14 protein-coding genes are annotated in these 16,910 nt (G+C 29.2%); all 14 read left to right on the forward strand.

Annotated elements, in window-relative coordinates:
- The first annotated feature begins 17 nt into the window (after window positions 1–17).
- Window positions 18–1,379, forward strand: coding sequence for a nucleobase:cation symporter-2 family protein (locus GFJ41_RS08495; RefSeq protein ID WP_150841529.1), 1,362 nt, complete (start codon window positions 18–20; stop codon window positions 1,377–1,379).
- 64 nt (window positions 1,380–1,443) lie between these two features.
- Complete coding sequence (locus GFJ41_RS08500) at window positions 1,444–2,547, forward strand: 4Fe-4S binding protein (RefSeq protein ID WP_170075101.1); 1,104 nt, start codon at window positions 1,444–1,446, stop codon at window positions 2,545–2,547.
- Between the two features lie 15 nt (window positions 2,548–2,562).
- Window positions 2,563–3,936 (forward strand): dihydropyrimidinase, encoded by a 1,374-nt coding sequence (hydA, locus tag GFJ41_RS08505; RefSeq protein WP_170075102.1) that lies wholly within the window; start codon window positions 2,563–2,565, stop codon window positions 3,934–3,936.
- A gap of 10 nt (window positions 3,937–3,946) precedes the next feature.
- Window positions 3,947–6,505 (forward strand): selenium-dependent xanthine dehydrogenase, encoded by a 2,559-nt coding sequence (xdh, locus tag GFJ41_RS08510; RefSeq protein WP_170075103.1) that lies wholly within the window; start codon window positions 3,947–3,949, stop codon window positions 6,503–6,505.
- A 165-nt stretch (window positions 6,506–6,670) separates the two neighbouring features.
- On the forward strand, window positions 6,671–7,336 hold the full coding sequence (locus GFJ41_RS08515; protein ID WP_035118650.1) for a response regulator transcription factor: 666 nt from the start codon (window positions 6,671–6,673) through the stop codon (window positions 7,334–7,336).
- On the forward strand, window positions 7,333–8,331 hold the full coding sequence (locus GFJ41_RS08520; protein ID WP_170075104.1) for a sensor histidine kinase: 999 nt from the start codon (window positions 7,333–7,335) through the stop codon (window positions 8,329–8,331). The genes GFJ41_RS08515 and GFJ41_RS08520 overlap by 4 nt, the downstream gene beginning before the upstream one ends.
- Before the next feature lie 135 nt (window positions 8,332–8,466).
- Window positions 8,467–9,234, forward strand: a complete 768-nt coding sequence (locus GFJ41_RS08525) for an ABC transporter ATP-binding protein (RefSeq protein WP_035118647.1) — start codon at window positions 8,467–8,469, stop codon at window positions 9,232–9,234.
- Window positions 9,224–11,308: an FtsX-like permease family protein gene (locus tag GFJ41_RS08530; protein WP_170075105.1), complete on the forward strand. Its 2,085-nt coding sequence runs from the start codon at window positions 9,224–9,226 to the stop codon at window positions 11,306–11,308. Before GFJ41_RS08525 ends, GFJ41_RS08530 begins: the two co-directional genes overlap by 11 nt.
- 131 nt (window positions 11,309–11,439) lie before the next feature.
- Window positions 11,440–12,162 carry a DUF434 domain-containing protein gene (locus GFJ41_RS08535; protein ID WP_170075106.1) on the forward strand — a complete coding sequence of 241 codons (723 nt, stop codon included), beginning with the start codon at window positions 11,440–11,442 and terminating at the stop codon, window positions 12,160–12,162.
- Window positions 12,163–12,189: 27 nt separating this feature from the next.
- Complete coding sequence (locus tag GFJ41_RS08540; RefSeq protein WP_206001528.1) at window positions 12,190–13,029, forward strand: MerR family transcriptional regulator; 840 nt, start codon at window positions 12,190–12,192, stop codon at window positions 13,027–13,029.
- A 98-nt stretch (window positions 13,030–13,127) separates the two neighbouring features.
- Window positions 13,128–13,829 carry a B3/B4 domain-containing protein gene (locus GFJ41_RS08545; protein ID WP_170075107.1) on the forward strand — a complete coding sequence of 234 codons (702 nt, stop codon included), beginning with the start codon at window positions 13,128–13,130 and terminating at the stop codon, window positions 13,827–13,829.
- Window positions 13,830–14,168: 339 nt separating this feature from the next.
- Window positions 14,169–15,599, forward strand: coding sequence for a Na+/H+ antiporter NhaC (nhaC, locus tag GFJ41_RS08550; RefSeq protein WP_025161816.1), 1,431 nt, complete (start codon window positions 14,169–14,171; stop codon window positions 15,597–15,599).
- Window positions 15,600–15,614: 15 nt separating this feature from the next.
- A complete protein-coding gene (locus GFJ41_RS08555; protein WP_114543717.1) occupies window positions 15,615–15,890 on the forward strand; it encodes a hypothetical protein in 276 nt (91 codons plus the stop codon).
- Between the two features lie 95 nt (window positions 15,891–15,985).
- A complete protein-coding gene (locus GFJ41_RS08560; RefSeq protein WP_332841127.1) occupies window positions 15,986–16,900 on the forward strand; it encodes an SPL family radical SAM protein in 915 nt (304 codons plus the stop codon).
- Window positions 16,901–16,910: the final 10 nt, after the last annotated feature.

A 16,910-nucleotide genomic window follows, 5' to 3' on the forward strand; every position in this document is an offset into this window, starting at 1 on the left:
TAAAAGGGGGACTATAAATGTCTCAAGAAAAAAGCCCTAAAATAGCTCCAGTGGATGAGAGGATACCGGTATCCAAGTCATGGATATTCTCATTACAACACGTGTTAGCAATGTGTGCAGGAGCGGTGGCAGTTCCTATGATGGTAGGAAGTGCTGCAGGACTAGACCATGAAAGTATAGTTTTTTTAATTAGTGCTTGTATATTTATGGCGGGGGTAGGAACGCTTATACAAGCTTTTGGTATAGGAAATATTGCAGGTGCTAAGATTCCGGTAATCGAAGGAACTAGCTTTGCGGCTGTTGCAGCCATGACATCTATAGCTTCATCATACCAAGATCCAAATCTAGCTATGCAAACTGTGTTTGGGGCAGTTATGGCAGCAGGATTATTATGTATAATAATAGCTCCAGTATTTGAAAAAATAATAAGATTTTTCCCAAAAGTAGTTACAGGAACAGTAGTACTGGTAATCGGAGTATCTCTATTACCAGTTGGGATTAAGTGGATAACTGATAGTAAAGTAGGTCCAGCTGAACCGTCTCAAGTAGGATTAGCATTAGCTGTTTTAGCTATAACTATTGTGCTATTTAAGTATTTAAGAGGGATCTGGAATAGTGCAGCAATACTTTTTGCAATAGTAATCGGAACAGTATTAGCAGGTGTATTAGGCATGGCTGACTTTAGTAATGTAGCTAGTGCAAGTTGGTTTAGTGTTAATGTGCCTTTAAAATTTGGTATGCCAGTATTTGAACCATCAGCAGTAATATCTTTAGGATTAATAATGTTAGTACTAATGACTGAATCATTAGGAAACATGATGGCAATACATGAGATGGTAGATAAAGATATAGATGGCGCAAATATAAAAAGAGCATTAAGAGGAGATGGTATCTCAACTTTTCTATCTAGTATATTCAACTCATTTCCAATAACTCCATTTGCTCAAAATACAGGGCTTGTTGGATTGATGGGAATAAAGTCAAGATACATAGCGATACATGCAGGTATTATCTTATTGGTATTAGGATTTATACCTAAATTTGCATCAATAATAGCAGCAATACCTAAACAGGTTCTTGGTGGAGTAGGATTCGCCATGTTTGGGATGGTTTTAGTAGGTGGAATAAGAACTTTAAGCAAAGTTGAGTTTAATGGGACAAAAAATGGAGTAATTGTAGCAATAAGTGTGGGGTTGGCGATGATACCTTTAGCAAATCCTGACTTTTATCATAACTTCCCAAATTGGGTGCAAACAATATTCCATAGTGGTATAACAACGGGGAGTTTAGCAGCAGTTATACTGAACATATTCTTTAATGAATTAGGAAGTAAAAAAGAATCAAACAATGATAATGAAACAGATGAGAAAGCAGTTTAATTATATTAATTAGAATGCGCTTTGTGAAAATATAAACAAAAATAAAAAAAGGGGAGATTAAAAAATGGCAAATTTAAAAGTTAAAATACACGATATGGAGTTTCCAAATCCAATAATGACAGCAGCAGGACCAGGAGCTAAAGATGGAGATTTATGCATAGAAGCTGTAAAAGGTGGAGCAGGAGGTATATGCACAAAAACTATATCTGTACTTCCAGCAGACGTACCAAGACCATGTATGGCAAATACTAACAGTGGTTTCTTAAATACAGAGTTATGGTCTGAATTACCAAAGGAACAATGGATAGCTGAAGAATATGCAAAAGCTAAAAGTGCAGGAGTTCCAGTAATAATAAGTATGGGATATACAGCAGAAGATATCGCTAAAGTAGCACCACTAGTTAAGCCTTATGCAGATGCAGTTGAATTATCTACACATTATGTAGGAACAGATGTTACTCCTATAGTAAATGCTTTAAAAGCTGCAAAAGCTGCATTAGACGTACCAGTATTTATGAAAATGAGTCCTCACACTGATATACAAACAATAGCAAAAGCTGTTGAAGAAGCAGGGGCAGACGGACTTGTAATGATAAATTCTTTTGGACCGTGTATGGCAATAGATGTTGAAACAGGATTCCCTATAATGGGAAGTAAAACAGGATACGGATGGTTATCAGGAGCTCCAATAAGACCGTTAGCAGTAAGATGTATATACGAAGCTTCTAAAGTTGTAAATATACCAATAATAGGTGTAGGTGGAATAACTTGCGGAAGAGATGTTGCTGAAATGATGATGGCTGGGGCTTCAGCAGTACAAACTTGTACAGAAGCAATACTTAAAGGACCACAAGTATACGGAAAAATAGCTAGAGAATTAAACGAATTCTTAGAAGCAAATGGATATTCAGATGTAAATGAAATAAAAGGACTAGCACATAAAAAAGTTCAAGAGATGGAATTTAGAACTCATGCAGTAGCTCCACAAGTAGATCAAGATAAATGTATAAAGTGTAAAAAATGCGTAACAAGTTGTGTATATGAAGCAATTGAAGTTGGAGATGAAATGGTTATAGATGAAGATAAATGTTTTGGATGTGGATTATGCGTAACACGATGTCCAAAGAGAGCATTAACAATGCAAATGGGTGCTGTAGAAGCAAAGTAAAGGCAGGAAATTAAAATGGGGCTAATTTTACAAGGTGGAACAATAGTAACGGATGTAAAATCCTATAAATCAGATGTAAGAATTGAAAATGAAAAAATAGCTGAAATTGGGGCTGATTTATTTAAAGAAGGAGATGAGATAGTACCTATAAATGGGTGCTATCTTGTACCTGGAGGAATAGATACTCATACTCATTTTGACTTAGATGTTGGAACTACAATAACAGCTGATAATTTTGAAACAGGAACTAAAGCAGCTATAGTTGGAGGTACAACTACAATACTAGATTTTGCTACTCAATCAAAAGGACATACATTAAATGATGGTCTTAGAGAATGGCATGATAAATCTAGGGGAAGATGCTATTCAGATTATGGATTTCATATGGCTATAACAGATTGGAATGATAATATATCCAAAGAAATGAAAGATATGATAAATGAGGGTGTTACATCATTTAAAATGTATATGGCATATAAAGATACACTACAAGTTGATGATGGAATTATATTCAAAGCTTTGAAAAGAGCTAAGGATTTAGGAGTGCTTATAGGATTCCACTGCGAAAATGGAGATATAATAAGTGAGCTAATAAATGAGTGTAAAAAGAATAATCAATTGTCACCTAAATACCACCAACTAAGTAGACCATCAGATTTAGAAGTAGAGGCTACTTATAGATTGATGAAAATTGCAAAGACTGCAAATGCACCTGTATATGTGGTTCATTTAAGTTCAAAGGATGCGTTAGAAGAAGTTAAAAAGGCTAGATTGGATGGGGTTAAAGTATATACAGAAACTTGCCCACAATATTTGCTTTTAGATGATAAATTATATGATTTAGATGGGTTTGAAAGTGCTAAGTATGTAATGTCACCACCACTTAGAACAAAAGTAGACAATGATGCTTTATGGAAAGCTTTAGAAGAGGGAGATATTGATGCTATAGGAACAGACCATTGTTCATTTAATTATAAAGGCCAAAAGGATATTGGAATAAATGATTTTAGCAAAATTCCAAATGGAGGCCCAGGGGTTGAACATAGAATGGGTCTTTTATATACATATGGAGTTAAAGAAGGAAAGATAAGTATGAATAAATTTGTAGAGTTAACGTCTACAAAAGCAGCGAAGTTATTTGGAATGTATCCTCAAAAAGGAAGCATTGAAGTGGGTAGCGATGCAGATATAGTGGTTATAGATCCTGAAATAAAAAATACAATAAGTGCAGAAAATCAAACTCAAAATACGGACTATACTCCATATGAAGGATGCGAAGTTGGGTGCCAGTTTAGGCATGTATTTTTAAGGGGGATTGAAGTTATAAAAGAAGGAAAGTTAACAGTAGAACATCCTACTGGAAAGTATATAGTAAGAACTATAAACTAGGGGGTCATATATGTTTGAATTCACATTAAACGGGGAAATTGTTCAAGCAAAAGAAAATAAAAAACTATTAGAGTTTTTAAGAGAAGATATGAACATAACTTCTGTAAAAAATGGATGTGCAGAGGGTGCATGTGGAACTTGTATGGTTATTATAGATGGTAAAGCTACAAAAGCTTGCGTATTTAACACACAAAAGTTAGTAGGTAAAAATATTGTTACCATAGAAGGAATGTCTGAAAAAGAAATGGATGCATATGCATATGCATTTACAAATGCAGGAGCAGTACAATGTGGGTTCTGCATACCTGGAATGGTAATAAGTTCTAAAGCTTTACTAGATATAAATCTAGATCCAACAGAAGAAGAAATAAGAAAAGCCTTAAGAGGAAATATATGTAGATGCACAGGATATGTAAAGATAGTAGAAGCAGTAAAGCAAGCTGCTAAAATAATTAGAGAAAATATAGAAGTTCCAAAAGTTGAGTGTAAGGGGCTTGTTGGAGATAAATTACATAGAGTTGATGCAGTGGCAAAAACTTTAGGTAAAGCAGAGTATGTAGATGATATTAGAATAGATGGAATGATTTATGGATCTGCAGTAAGAACTATGTACCCAAGGGCTTTAGTAAAAAAAATCGATATAGAAGAAGCTAAAAAATATCCAGGGGTAGTAGCTGTATTAACAGCTAAAGATATACCTGGAACAATAAAAGTAGGTCATTTAAAGAAAGACTGGGATACGTTAATTCCAGAAGGTGAAATTACTAGATATCTAGGTGACTCAGTAGCATTAGTAGCTGCAAATTCAAAGGAAGCTCTAGAAGAAGCTAAGAAATTAGTAAGGGTTGAGTATGAAGAACTAAAACCTTTAACTTGTCCAGAAGAAGCATTAAAAGAAGATGCTCCGGAAATTCATGAAGGTGGAAATATTTTAGTAGAAAAAGAGCTAGTAAGAGGAAATGCTGATGAAAAAATAAAAAATTCTAAGCATGTAGTAACAAGAAGATATTCTGTTCCATTTAATGAACATGCTTTTTTAGAACCAGAATGTGCAGTAGCTGGTCCTTATGAAGATGATGGTGTAATAATATATTCTTCGGATCAAGGAGTATATGCAACTCAACATGAGTGTGCAGATATGCTAGGTCTTCCACATGAAAAAGTTAGAGTAATAAATAAAATGGTTGGCGGAGGATTTGGAGGTAAAGAGGATATGAGTGTTCAACATCATGCTGCTTTACTTGCATATCACACGAAGAAGTATGTAAAGGTTCAGTTAACTAGAAAAGAAAGTATAATAGTACATCCAAAGAAGCATGCAATGGAGATGGAATTTACAACTTCATGTGATGAAAATGGATACTTAACAGCACTAAAAGCTACAATAGTATCAGATACTGGAGCATATGCATCATTAGGAGGACCTGTATTGGAGAGAGCATGTACACATGCAGCAGGACCTTATAACTATCAAGATATAGATATACATGGTAAGGCTGTGTATACAAATAATCCTCCAGGAGGAGCATTTAGAGGATTTGGAGTAACACAAAGTTGTTTTGCAACAGAATCTAACTTAAATTTACTAGCGGAAATGGTAGGAATATCTCCATGGGAGATAAGATATAGAAATGCTATAAGACCAGGTCAAGTATTGCCAAATGGACAAATAGCAGATGAAGGAACAGCTATGGTAGAAACACTAGAGGCTGTTAAGAAAGAGTATGATAAATACCCTTATGCAGGAATAGCTTGTGCTATGAAAAATGCAGGGGTAGGAGTAGGAATACCTGATATAGGTAGATGCAAGTTAGTTATAAAAGATGGGAAAATACATTTAAGAACAAGTGCATCTTGTATAGGTCAAGGATTAGCGACAACTATGATTCAAATGCTTTGTCAGACCACAGGTTTAAAACCAGAAGATGTTATATACCAAGCACCTGACACTCATTTAACTCCTGATTCAGGAAATACCACAGCATCTAGACAAACTGTATTTACAGGAGAGGCAACGAAAAATGCATGTCTAGAACTTAAAAAAGAACTAGATTCTGGGAAAACAATAAATGACTTAGAAGGGCAAGAGTTTTTAGGAACATATTCTAGTGTGACAGACAGAATGGGATCTGATAAAGAAAATCCAGTGAGCCATGTCGCTTATGGATATGCTACTCAAGTTGTAATACTAAATGAAAATGGAAAGTTAGAAAAAGTTATAGCTGCACATGATGTTGGTAGAGCAGTTAATCCAATTAATGTTGAAGGTCAAATAGAAGGTGGAGTGGTAATGTCGTTAGGATACGCACTTACAGAAACTTATCCATTAGAAAATTGTGTACCTAAAGCTAAATATGGAACACTAGGACTTTTTAAATCAACAGATGCTCCACCAATAGAGCCTATAATAATAGAAAAAAATAAAGATGGATTGGCATATGGAGCTAAAGGTATAGGGGAAATAACAGCAATACCAACAGCACCTGCAACAGCAAATGCTTACTATAGATTTGATAAAGAGTTTAGAACTAGCTTACCTCTTATAAATACACCATATAAGAAAAAATAAAATGTTAACTATTAAAAAATAGACCCCTTTTGTCCGGGGTCTATTTTTATAAAGAAAATTATAAAAATTATATACATTAAAAATGATTTTCTTAATTTTTATTTAAATAATATATTGGGTAGTATAATATATAGGGGTAAATTATCTTTTATAAGGAGGATAAATATGAAAAGTATATTTTTAGTTGAAGATGAAATTAAATTAAGAAATGAACTATCTACTCTGTTAGAAAGAAATGGATATAAGTGTATGAGTAGTGATGACTATGAAAATATTATAATAAATATACTAGATGAACACCCTGATTTGGTGCTTTTAGATTTGAGCTTACCGGTATATGACGGATTTTATATATGTAAAGAAATTAGAAAAAAAGCTGATATTCCAATTATTGTGGTTACTAGTAGTAAAAGTGATTTAGATGAACTTGACGTACTAAATTTAGGAGCAGATGATTTTATTAGTAAACCTTTTAACTCTAGAATATTACTTGCTCGCATATCTACTGTATTAAAGAGGATTTATGGAGAACAAAAATCTATGATTATATCTCATAATGGAGCAGTACTTGATATATTAAAAAGCAAGGTATCTCACAATGGAAAAACTGTAGATCTTACTAAAACTGAATTAGGTATACTAAAATTATTAATGGAAAATAAAGAAACGATAATGACTAGGAATGAAATAATTAGTAGTTTATGGGACATGGCTGAGTTTGTTGAAGATAGTACTCTTACAGTTAATGTTAATAGAATTAGAAAAAAACTTGAAGATATTGGACTTGAAGAGTATGTAACAACTAAGAGAGGGTTAGGTTATATGGTATGACAATATTTAGTTATATAAAAGATAAAATTTTAATTATTTTTATATTCTTTATTACTATCATAATATCATATGCTTTTATGATAGCGATTAATTTAGAATATTACTCAGCATTATACATAGAAATGATATTTGTTATGAGTTTTATATTAATATTTTTCTTTGATTTTATAAGAAAGAAAAAATATTATGATGAGATGATAAGATTATTTGAGGAGATAGAAGAAAAGTCATATATCACAGAAATAATAAAAAAACCAAATTTTATAGAAGGCAAGATATTATATGATCTTTTAAAAATTGAGGGCAAATATATAAATGACATAAATCAAGCTTATAATAATAAATTTATAGAATATCGTAGGTATATTGAAACATGGGTACATGAGATAAAGACACCAATAGCTACTTCAAAATTATTAATAGAAAATAACAAAAACAAAACAACATTGAGTATTGAGGAAGAAATCCATAAAATAGATGACTATATAGAACAAGTTCTTTATGTGTCGAAAAGTGATACTGTAGAAAAAGATTATCACATAAAGAAATTATATATGAAAGATATTGTAATGAATGTTATGAGAAGAAAGTCAAAAGAGATAATAAATGAAAATATAAAGCCTAATTTACATGACTTAGATTTTTATATACTTTCAGATGAAAAATGGATTGAATTTATTATTGGACAAATAATCAGTAATTCTATTAAATACAAAAGTGATAAACCTATTATTGAAATATATAGTGAAAAGTCATCTAGTAGAATTGATTTATACATAAGGGACAATGGAATTGGTATTCCTAGACAAGATATAACAAGAGTATTTGAAAAAGGCTTTACAGGTTCAAACGGAAGAACGAAACATTCTGAGTCTACAGGTATAGGATTATATTTGTGTAAGAAACTTTGTGATAAATTAGAGGTAGGTATTGAGGTAATGCCAGATATTTTAGAAGGAACAAATATTAAATTAACGTTCTTAGAGGCTAGATAATAGCCTCTTTTTTATTTATTTTAAACTTATATACAGATAATAATATTACAAAGATGTTATATTACTGTTATGTAAATCTGTGGATGATAATTTTTTGAAGTGATATCATTATATCAACAAAAGGAGGTAAGAATTATGAATAAAATATTAAAGGTTAAAAATATAGAAAAATATTATAAAAATAAAGGCAGTATTACAAAAGCGGTTGATAATATAAGTTTTGAAGTAAGAAATGGAGAATATATAGGAATAATGGGTGCTTCAGGAAGTGGAAAAACTACTTTATTAAATTGTATTTCGACTATAGATACAATAACTGCAGGTAATATTTATATAGATGGCGATGATATAACAAAAATGAATGAAGATGAATTATCTAAGTTTCGTAGAGAAAAACTAGGATTTATTTTCCAAGATTTTAATTTATTAGATACTCTTAATGCACATGATAATATTGCTCTAGCACTTGCAATATTAGGAAATAAGCCTAATGAAATTGATTCGAAAATAAATAAAATAGCAATAAAGTTAGGAATAAAAGAGATACTTAATAAATATCCTTATGAACTATCTGGAGGTCAAAAACAGAGGATAGCTTGTGCAAGGGCTATAATTACAAATCCGTCATTAATCTTAGCGGATGAGCCCACGGGTGCATTAGACTCGAAATCTGCTAGAATGTTTCTAGAAAATCTTGAAATTTTAAATGAAGAATTAAATGCAACCATATTGATGGTAACACATGATGCGTTTACAGCTAGTTACTGTAAAAGAATCTTGTTCATAAAGGATGGAAAAATATTTAATGAGTTAGTAAGGGGGAATGATTCTCGTAAAGAATTTTTTGACAAAATAATTAGAGTAATTTCTATTCTAGGAGGCGATAATCAGCATGTTTTCTAATGGAAAAGGTCATATATCTCAAATTTCAAATGAGTCATTTAAACAATTAGCAAAAAGTAATGTAAAAAAAAGTATTAAAGATTATATGATTTATTTTATAACCCTTTCATTTGGAGTTGCACTTTTATACAGTTTTAACTCTATAGATAATATACTGTCAAATCTTATGGGAAATGGTATGCTAGATGCATATATCTATATGTCTAGAGGTATATTAGGAGGATTTTCTATAATTATATGCTTAGTTTTCGGATTTCTAATAACCTACTCTAATAATTTTATAATGAAAAAACGTAAGAGAGAATTCGGGATATACATAACTCTGGGGATGGATAAAAGAGATATTAATAAGTTAATGCTAAAAGAAAATACTATTATAGGTTTTCTTTCATTATGTGTTGGATTGATATTTGGTATATTTGCATCACAAGGTATTGGTATAATTATATTCAAAATGATAAATATTGATTCATTAGCATTTAAATTTTCTGTTTCAATAAGTGCAATTATAAAAACTATATTATTATTTGGGTTTGTCTTATTATTAGTAAATATATTTAATAAAAAAAATATAGAGAAATATAAATTAATTGATTTGATCAATTCGAATAAAAAAAATGAAAGCTTTACAAATGATAAAGGAATAAAGAATATTATTGTTTTCATTCTATCAATTATGTTAATATTAGGGTCTTATATGATACTAAAAACTTTATTTGAGCCTAATAATACGATAATTAGTATATGCATAGTCTTAATATTGATAGGTACTTACTTATTTTTTATATCGATATCTGATTTTGTATTGAAGCAAATAAAAAAGCGTAAAAAATTATATTATGATAATTTAACTATGTTTACAATTAGTCAGATGAGTAGCCGTATTAAGAGCATGAGTTTATCTATAACTGTAATTTGTTTAGTTATATTTGCAGCATTAGTTATAATTCCATTTGGAATGGGATTTGCAGATTATTTAAAACAAGATTTAGGAGTAACAACTCCATTTGATGCTACAGTAACTAGATATAATAATAGGATTAAAGATGAAAATGTATTTAATGAAGAAAAAGTATATAGTGATGATAAGCTATTAACAACAGAAACATATAATACTTTAAAGGATACTCTTGTTAAAGGTGGTTTTCCTTACGATGACTTGGTATCTAAGTCTGCTGAAGTAAAATTATATGAATTAAAGAATATTACTTTCAATAAGATATTTAATAATGTTAAAAATGATTATGATATACCTATAATGGGGATTACAGATTATAACAAAATAAGAAAACAACAAGGGTTAAAGGAGATAGATCTTAAAAATAATGAATTTGTACTAAATGGAAATGGACCTAAAGCTAAAAAATTATTAGATGGATTAATAAATAACAATATGGCTTTAAAATTAAATATAAATAATCACAAACTTAAATTTTTGAATATAAGTTCAGATATATATTACCATAATAGCAATATTGTTCCTGATTCTATAACTTTGATAGTTCCAAATCAAGTTTTAGAGAATTTGTACCCAACAATGACATGCTTAAATGTTAATTATATAAAATCAAACAATGAATATGACAACAAGTTCTCACATGAATTAATTAATTTTAGCGATAATGAGAGTTATGACTTAAACTTTGAATCAAAGTTAGTTATTGATGGGGAGAAAATTTCACTTAATGTAGTATTTTCATTTATATCCATATACCTAGGAATAATACTACTTATATCTGTAGGAGCTATATTAGCACTTAAACAAATTTCAGAATCAACATCAAATAAAGAGCGTTTTGATACTTTGAGAAAGCTTGGTGTCAAAGAAAAGGATATGAAAAAATCTATCTTTATTCAAGTTTTAATTTTATTTAGTATGCCTTTAATATTAGCTACAATTCATTCTATATTTGTATCAAATTTATTGTATGAAGTAATTTTAGAATTATCAAGTGTAGGATTATATAAGAATATATGTGTATCTTCAGCTATAGTAGCTGTAATATATGGTTCATATTTCTTTGCAAGTTATTATGAGAGCTTAAGTATTATAAATAACAAAAAGAATAGATAATGATTGAAAAGCTTATATCCATTTGATATGAGCTTTTTTTATTATTAATATCTTAATTGAATACCATCTTAAATTAAGTAGAAGAATAATGATATAGATACTAAAATTGGGTTAAGGTGGTGAACTAAAATATGAGCAAGATAGCTAAAAGAGGATATGATGAACATGATAAAAGGTGGTTTTCTGATAAAGAGCTTATAAGATTGAAAAAAGCTAAAGAAGAAGTTGAGTGGCTAATAAATAGAGAATATAAAATAGATGCTGTAGTAAATTTTGTATGTAATAGATATCAATTTTCAAATAGACAAAGAGATTGTATAAAAAGGATAGTGTGTTCCAATGAAAATAAACATATAAGAAAAAACAAAAGATTAGATATAGAGGAGATAAGTGAAGGACCTATATATATAGATGGATTTAATACGATAATAACTTTAGAAGTAGCTTTATCAAAAGGAACATTAATATTAGGAAGTGATGGAAATATTAGAGATTTAGCAGGACTTAGAGGAACATATAAAGTCATTGATAAAACAGAAGAAGCCCTAACATTAATAGCTAATTTTTTAGAGAAAAACAATTGTAAGTCAGTAATTTTTTATTTGGATTCGCCAGTATCTAATTCTGGAAATTTAAAACATAAGATACTTGAATGTTTTGATCAAAAAAGAGTTGATGTTGATGTAAACATAGTAAACAATCCAGATGTTGTTTTAGAAAAACTGGATAGGGTAGTTAGTAGTGATGCAATAATAATCGATAAATGTATAAGTTACTTCAATATGACCAGATCTATAATTGAAGAATATATAAAAGAAGCGAACATCATTAATCTAAATGATATAATTAACTAAAAAACATTGATTATAGAGAGGATATAAATGAGTAATAAAACAAATATAAAAGACTTATTTACAATAGGAGAAATAGCAATTTTATTTGATATTAATAAAAAGACATTAAGGTATTATGATGAAATAGACTTATTTAAGCCAAGTTATATAGACGAAAAAAATAACTATAGATACTACACAACAAATCAATTTGAAAAACTAAACACTATAATTTATCTAAAAAGTATGGGAATAGCACTAAGTAAAATAAAATCTCATTTAGATAATAGAAGTATAAATAATACTCTTAAATTATTCGAAATTCAAGAACAAGCAATTAAGAAAAAGATAGAAGAATTAGAAATTATACAAAATAAAGTTAAGGGTAGAATTAGTAAAATAAAAGATTCAATAGACTATGAAAAAATAAATAAAATAATAGAAGCGGATATTGAAGAGAGGTCTATTGTTTTATTAAAGGAAGAAGTTAAGACAAACAAAGACTTAGAAATTTCTATTAGAAAGCTAGAAAATAAGGCAAATAAAAAATCATCTATATTTTTAGGAGAAGTAGGGGTTTCTATATCTAAAAATAAATTAAAAAATAAATTATTTAAAGATTATGACTCAACTTTTATTTTTGTAGAAAATAAAAAATATAGTAAAGAAATAAGCAAAATTTTACCTAAAGGAAAATATATATGTCTAAGATTTAGTGGATTACATGATGATTCTGATATTTATTATGAAAGAATTTTAAAATATATAGAAGAAAATAACTATGAAATATTAGAGGATTCGATAGAAATAACCTTAGTAGATTCAGGATTAACTACAAATTCTTCAGAATATGTAACAGAAATACAAATACTAGTAAAAAGATATTGACATTCCATCTACTGGAATGTTTATTATTTTTTATAATAAACATGGTAGTAAAATACGAGTTTTATTATAAATAGGACTCAAAGTTTTGGAGGATTAATATGAAATTTAGTGTATCAAGTGAAGTCTTTGAAAAGTTAGATAATGTTTGTTTTGGAGTTATAGTAGCAAAGGGAATTGATAATAGTTTAGTAAAAAATGATATTGTAGGAAAATTAGATAAATCAATAAAAGACTGTGAAGATAAATTTAAAGACACTAAGGTTAAAGAATTAGAGGGAATACTATATTATAGAGATGCATTTAAAGAATTAGGAATTAACCCAAATAAATTTATGAGCTCTATTGAAGCTATGCTTACTAGAACATCTAAAGGTAAAGGGCTACCTAACATAAGTCCTATTGTAGATTTAGGAAATGCAGTATCTTTAAAATATATGGTTCCATTAGGAGCACATGATATAGATACGTTAGAAGGGGATATAGAGGTTAGATTTTCTAAAGAAGGGGATAGTTTTATTCCTTTAGGAACTGAAGAAACAGAAATTTTGGAAGATGGGGAGTTGATTTATTCAGCTGGGGACAATGTAAGAACAAGAAGATGGATATGGAGACAAAGCGAGCAAGGAAAAATCACCAATGAAAGTAAGAACATATTTTTACCTATAGATGGATTTACAAATAAAAACTATGATAGTGTTATGTCGGCAAGAGATGAATTAGCAAGTTTATTAAAAGAAGTATTTTCTTGTGATGTAAAGGTAGGATTTATAGATAAAAACAATACAGAATTTGAAATATAAAATTAGTTAAAAAGGTTTAAGGGGTGTCCTATTTAACCCATTAAACCTTTTTATTTAGTTAATGGGTTAAATATATAACAAAATATAATAATTAGATAAATTGAATTTAAAAAGAGTTTGTTATCAAAATAAAAAACATTTACTTAAATTTCAATGATTATACGCAATGTATTTTTTGAAAAATTAATTTGGCATAGATATTGCTTAATAGTATTATGAGACAAAATGATAAGGATGGTGATTTTTAATACTTTAGGAAAAGGATATCAAAAACCAAGAATATTGGTTACTTATCAATTACATACAAATAAAAGAGATTAAGAAGGATGGGCAGTTAAAATGAGCAAAAACATAGAAAAAAGAAAACCTACATTTCAGTTTGCAGTGTTAGTAATGGTTGCAATTATATCTTTAACTACAGTTGGAATGGTTGTTTTTAAGGCATCTATAACAACAATGTTTTTATTATCATGGTTAATAGTAGTTCCTGCTGCTATGAAGTTAGGTTACACGAATAGTGAAATTGAAGAAATGGGATTTGATGTTGGAAAAGGTGCATTTCAATCTAATATAATTGTGCTTTCTGTTGGAGTATTGATTGCTACATGGATAGCGGCTGGAACTATTCCGACTATTGTGTATAGTGGACTTGCTATAATAACACCTAAATATTTTTTAGTTACAACATTAGTAGTATGTTCTTTAACATCTATAGCTACTGGTACTTCATGGGGGACTTTAGGTACTTCAGGTATAGCTTTAATGAGTATTGGAACTAGTATGGGGGTTCCTGCTGGATTAACAGCTGGAGCTATAATATCTGGTGCATTTTTCGGAGATAAGATTTCTCCTCTTTCAGACTCTACGAACTTATCAGCAGCAGTTTGTAAAACTGATGTAATAACTCATATAAAACATATGACTTTATCAGCAGTTCCAGCTTATATAATTTGTGTAGTTTTATATACAGTTATAGGATTTAAATATGCTAATAATACTATAGATTACAATCAAATAAATCAAGTAATGGAAGTTTTAAAAGCTAATTTCAATATAGGATTTGTTTCAATAATACCAATAATATTTTTACTTATTCTATTACTTTTACAAAAGCCATCTATAGTTTCTATACTAGCTTCAGGAGTAGCAGGTGCAATTATAGCATTTTTCCAAGAAGGCGAAAGTATTAGTAAGTTATTAAATTATATGCTTAATGGTTTTTCTATAGATACAGGGCTTGAATATACAGATAAACTATTAAATCGTGGTGGAATAATGAGTATGGCAGAGACTGTATTATTAGTATTTATAGTATTTGTTATAGCTGGAATTTTACAAAAGACAGGGTTTTTAGAAGTTTTATTACAACCTATGTTAAGTAAGATAGGAAAGTCTAGAACTAAATTAATTGGAACTACATTTATATCTAGTTATCTTGCAAATGCGTTTAGTTCTTCTATGATGTTTACATCTGTATTTGTAGGAACTATAATGGAACCTTTATACAAGGAATTTAATTTAAAACCTGAAAACTTATCTAGGATTATACAAGATACTGCAACCTTAGGGGCTCCACTAATTCCATGGAATTCAAATGCAATATTTTGTAGTCAGACATTAGGAGTTAGTTCTTTTGAATTTATTCCATACTGTTTCTTAAACTGGATAACTCCTTTAATAACATTTATATATGGAGTTACAGGATTTACAATGAAAACGTACACAGAAGAAGAAGTTGTTATGATGAGAGAAGTTGAAGACGCTATATAAAAAGGAGAAATTAATATGGAGTTTCATTATTACTATATAATTCAAGATATTGTAGGCGTACTTATGGCATTTATAGGGATAAGAATGTTTACATTAAGTATAAGAATGATTTTATCGAGTAAAAAATCTAAAAATGGAATATTAATATCTATTAGCTATGCTTTAATTACAATTGCTGGTGTTAACTTATTATTTAATAACTTCGGATTAAAGCCTTGGATCGTAAGTATAATTTTGATACTTTTAAGTTTATTAATTACAAATATAGTTAAAACTGATAAAACAATATAAATATACATTAAATAAAACTCATGTCCATTGGATATGAGTTTTTTGTTGATTTTAAAAATTATATATGGTAAAACCGTATTAAGCAAAAAGCTAATATGGAAAGGGTTGAGGTATCGATGGAGTTTATACCTGCAAAGACTATTGTATCTGGATATAAAGAAAACCCAAATTGGTTTGGTATTAATTATGGGATGAATATATATAAAGGTTGTTGCCATGGTTGTATATACTGTGATTCAAGAAGCAACTGCTATCAAATAATAGAGTTTGATAGAGTTAGAATTAAAGAAAATTCAACTGAAACAATAAAAAAGGAACTTAAGTCAAAGAAAACAAAAGGGGTTGTAGGTACAGGTGCTATGAGTGATCCATACAATCCATTTGAAGAGAAATTTATGTTAACAAGAGAAGCTTTAAAAGCAGTAGATGAAAATAGATTTGGGATATCAATTGCTACTAAAAGTGATTTAATAACTAGAGATATAGATATATTAAAACGAATACAAAGTCATTCACCTACTATTATAAAGATAACTATAACTACATATGATGATAATTTATGTAAAAAGATAGAAAGCAATGTATGTCCAACATCTAAAAGATTTGAAGCTTTGAAGAAACTTTCAGATAATGGAATATATGCAGGTGTTTTATTAATGCCTATACTTCCTTTTATTAATGATAATGAAGATAATATAAAAAATATTATTAAAAAGGCCTATGAATCTGGAGCTAAGTTTGTATTCACTTATGGATTAGGAGTAACGTTAAGACAAAATCAAAGGGAGTATTATTTTGAGCAATTAAGAAAGATATTTCCAGGTGAGGATTTAGATAAAAAGTATATAAAAGCTTATGGAGAATCTTATGAAAATGGGGCTACAAATTACGATAACCTATGGAAGACTTTTAAAGAAGAGTGTGAAAAATATAATATTTTATATGATATGAAGGATATTATAAATGATTATAAAAATAAATATGAAAAAACTCAAATTAGTTGGTTTTAATATAAAAGGG

This window comes from Paraclostridium dentum (genome assembly GCF_012922555.1).
GTDB classification, from domain to species: Bacteria; Bacillota; Clostridia; order Peptostreptococcales; family Peptostreptococcaceae; genus Paraclostridium; species Paraclostridium dentum.